Consider the following 230-nt stretch of genomic DNA (forward strand, 5'->3'; position numbering starts at 1 on the left):
AAGGCACTGGCTTTTGATGCCAGCATTCCCTGGTTCGAATCCAGGTAGCCCAGCCATTACAACGTTACTTAGACAAACCATAAGTCTTCTTAACTATATACTCTTCGCTAGGCTCTTTGCTTAGTTGAGAGGAAAGCTTTGCTGCGGTCGTGGCGGAATTGGTAGACGCACCAGATTTAGGTTCTGGCGCCGAGAGGTGTGAGAGTTCAAGTCTCTCCGACCGCACCATT

General features: G+C 49.1%; 1 tRNA gene. It reads left to right on the forward strand.

From position 1 onward, the window contains the following. The first annotated feature begins 143 nt into the window (after positions 1 to 143). Positions 144 to 228: transfer RNA gene (locus tag AACR09_RS21885), tRNA-Leu, on the forward strand. The last annotated feature ends 2 nt before the right edge of the window (positions 229 to 230 follow it).

The organism is Vibrio sp. OPT20 (assembly GCF_963889365.1).
GTDB classification, from domain to species: domain Bacteria; phylum Pseudomonadota; class Gammaproteobacteria; order Enterobacterales; family Vibrionaceae; genus Vibrio; species Vibrio splendidus.